We start from the raw sequence: 253 nt of genomic DNA, 5'->3' as shown, positions 1-253 counted from the left end.
GCTGGGCCATTGCCCGCGCAAGGCCTGGCAGTTCTGGCAGCCGTCGGTCAGCGACCACATCAGCCGCCACCACCCGCACATCGATCAGATGGTCATGGCCCACGGCCCGCTGCCGCGAGTGGCGGCGCCGGCGGCCAAGGCCGAGGGCCCATTGCCGCCGAGCTGGCTCCCGGCCTATCTGTGGGCCAGCCTCGCCTGTTTTGGCGCGACCGCCCTGGCGGCGCTGCTGCTGCAAGTGTTCGACCTGGCCAAC

Annotated in this window: 1 protein-coding gene; it reads left to right on the top strand. The window is 71.5% G+C overall.

Annotated features, from left to right (window positions below):
- A partial coding sequence (locus CF161_RS33110) for a hypothetical protein (RefSeq protein ID WP_043228947.1) occupies positions 1-253 on the top strand: 253 nt, incomplete at both ends.

Origin of the sequence: Pseudomonas sp. CF161 (assembly GCF_000416215.1) — a bacterium.
In the GTDB taxonomy this organism is placed as follows: Bacteria; Pseudomonadota; Gammaproteobacteria; order Pseudomonadales; family Pseudomonadaceae; genus Aquipseudomonas.
The sequence above is the reverse complement of the archived record's forward strand: the minus strand, read 5'-3'. Positions and strand labels throughout refer to the sequence as shown.